The 2,417-nt window shown below is 65.0% G+C and carries 4 protein-coding genes; 1 reads left to right on the top strand and 3 read right to left on the bottom strand.

What is annotated here, in order from left to right:
* Window positions 1–212: hypothetical protein (locus WAW17_RS15895; protein WP_422333908.1), on the top strand; the 212-nt coding region annotated here is incomplete at its 5' end.
* A gap of 161 nt (window positions 213–373) precedes the next feature.
* Here WAW17_RS15895 and WAW17_RS15890 read toward each other — a convergent pair.
* The 3 genes from WAW17_RS15890 to WAW17_RS15880 all read right to left on the bottom strand — a co-directional run.
* A complete protein-coding gene (locus tag WAW17_RS15890; RefSeq protein WP_422333907.1) occupies window positions 374–1,321 on the bottom strand; it encodes a hypothetical protein in 948 nt (315 codons plus the stop codon).
* Between the two features lie 9 nt (window positions 1,322–1,330).
* Complete coding sequence (locus tag WAW17_RS15885; protein ID WP_422333906.1) at window positions 1,331–1,867, bottom strand: hypothetical protein; 537 nt, start codon at window positions 1,865–1,867, stop codon at window positions 1,331–1,333.
* Window positions 1,864–2,417 (bottom strand): hypothetical protein (locus tag WAW17_RS15880; RefSeq protein ID WP_422333905.1); only part of this gene is annotated, 554 nt, incomplete at its 5' end. The genes WAW17_RS15880 and WAW17_RS15885, both read right to left, overlap by 4 nt.

The raw sequence follows: 2,417 nt of genomic DNA, 5'->3' as shown, positions 1-2,417 counted from the left end.
AGGGATTTGGGTTCGGAACCGGAGACCCCGGCGCACCGACCGGACGCGGACGCCACGACGAGGGACCGAAGTTCGTCAGTGGATCGTTCGGATTGTACGGCGCGGGGCCACTGCGCGGCGGCTGCGGCTGCATGGGCTGCGGCGGCTGTGCGGGACGCGCGGCGCGCATCGGCTTCAGTCGCTCTGCCCATGCGTTCGCGGAGTTCATGTAGGCATCGAACCCGCCACCGCTGGACTTCGGTCCGGGCGACTGCACCGCTGCGTTCATCATCGACGGCGAAGTCAGCGAGCCAGTGAAACCGTTCGACTGATCGCCGTTCGCCCGCTGCTGGTATTCAGGATACTGATTCGGTTTGTAGGGCATCATCATCTCCTACGCGGGCGGGGGAAGCGGGCCATTGCCCGAGGTCGGAGGCGTCACGGGCGCGCTCCCTGTTGGGGCGCCGCCCTGTAGCGCCTCGGGTGGCGCGTTGCCGCCGAACTTGCGGTACAGCCACGTCGCGAACTGAATTGCCCCGGTGAGGAGCGGACTCACTGGCCCGAAGGCGCCCGACGCAACAGCGACGTTGAGCGCCTGCAACCCGTGTTCTTTGATGTAGGCGTAGATGCTCGTGGCCCGTGCGCGAATCTCGGGCGAGAGTTGCCCGTAACTCATCCCCTCCGGTGGCCCTTCGCCACCATAGCCGGGGATGTCAGGCAGGCCGAAGTCGTTACGCGGGATTCCGCCCGCTGGCTGGTCGCCGGTTACCATGTCGTACCCGTAGCCGGTACCACCGTTGCGGATATACCAATCATCGAAGCCAGAGTCGCCACCAAACACTTCCTTCTGCGGACGCCCTCCGGGCTTGCCACCACCCGCCGCTGACGCCCCACCACCCGCCGCACCAAAGTTGTTCGGCTGCGTGCCGGTCGTCGGCATCCCGGTATCGAGGCCGGGGATCTTTGACCAATCAATCGGCGTGTTCGGCTTCTGGTAGAGCACCTGACCCCCGGAACCGGGGATGCCCGGAACGCCCACCGTACCGGGCATCTGCGTTTCCATGTTCCCGTAGCCCTGCACGATCTGGTCGGCCATCCCGGTCAGGCGTCCCGCGTTGTTGGGCGAGTTCTGCACAAGGCCCATGATTTCGCGCCAGAACGCCTGTTGCTCCGGGGTCTGTGGAATCTGGACGAAGCGCCCGTCGTCATGCTCGCGCTGGTAGGTGTTGTACGCATTCGCAGCCCACGACGCCCAATCCTCCCAGCCCCACTGACTGTTCGACGTGTTCGCCCCGCCGCCTTTGTCTTTCGATCCGTAAGTGCTGCCGTAGACCGCCATCATGTTCCCCCGTTACTTGACCGGGATCACCAGCGAGAACGCATACCCGCTGTTGTTGACTCCGAGATTGAACACTGTCCCAAGCGGCCCCGCCGAGATCGTGACCAGATCGCTGTCCATAATGATGTTGTACATCCCGAGCGCGAAGACGCCCGCGTTGTTGCAGTGCGCGAACCCGTAGGCATACGCCGCGCTCACCAGCCCACCGGGGAGCTTCACAATGGGGCTCGCGTTCGCCGTCAGGGTGACCGTGTTGACGAACAAGTTCCAGAATAGTGTCTTCCCGAGAACCCCTTCGACGACGCGGTAGCGGCTGGACTGCACGTCCGTCTCGGTGGCCGTCTGGAGCCCCGCCGTCGCCGTGTAGTCCGTCGTGAAGAAGTCCGGCGTCTGCCAGTAGCCGAGCACGTCCTTTTCCTCGACATTCTCCACGAGGTTGTTCAGGGTCGTCTCAATCGTCCCGAGGTTCGCGTTCAGGACGTTTACGTTCACCGCTGCGCGCGGAGCCGCGACCGAGGAGAGCCCCACCTTGCGCCGACTCAGGCTCACAGGTTGCTCCCCATCGGCGTCGCGTCGAAGTTCGGCACTTCGGCACCGCGAATCCCGAGCACGATCCACCCGCCGTAGAAGTTGAAGGCGTTCTTCCCGGCACGCCCCGTGTACTGGATCATCAGCATGACGCGCGGGCCAGTCTGATCGAGTTCTACCGGGGGTAGCACGGTGACTCCGCCCGTCGAGAGCGGAGCCGCCGCGATGTCGTTGTAGTTCGGAAACGTGATCCCGCCGTCATACGACACCGCGAACCGGATCTCATCCGCAGCGCCCTGTGCCGTCGTGATGCGGTGCTTCATGAACGCCCGCTCCAGCGAGATGTCGGTCGGCGGGTCGGTCTCGACGGCAGGGAAGACGACGCGCCCCGTCACGGGGTACGTGACCCCGCCGCGCGTGTCCACGGTGTCGGTGCTGACCGCTTTCGTCACGCGCCCGTCTGCGGGAAGCACAAGCATCCCCCGCGCGCTCCATGTGGTTTCCCGCCCGAAGAGGAACTGTTGCACCGCCTGATTCGCCCCGGCGCTGTCCGGCACGAAGAGGTGTGTCC

Source organism: Rhodococcus sp. (in: high G+C Gram-positive bacteria), from assembly GCF_049286785.1.
GTDB lineage: Bacteria > Actinomycetota > Actinomycetes > Mycobacteriales > Mycobacteriaceae > Rhodococcus_F.
Note: the sequence above shows the minus strand (reverse complement) of the source record. Positions and strands in the feature narration are given on the sequence as shown.

What these genes read in the sequence shown, in the direction of transcription:
- WAW17_RS15890 (WP_422333907.1), bottom strand. Translation starts at nt 1,321, where the DNA reads ATGATGGCGGTCTACGGCAGCACTTACGGATCGAAAGACAAAGGCGGC.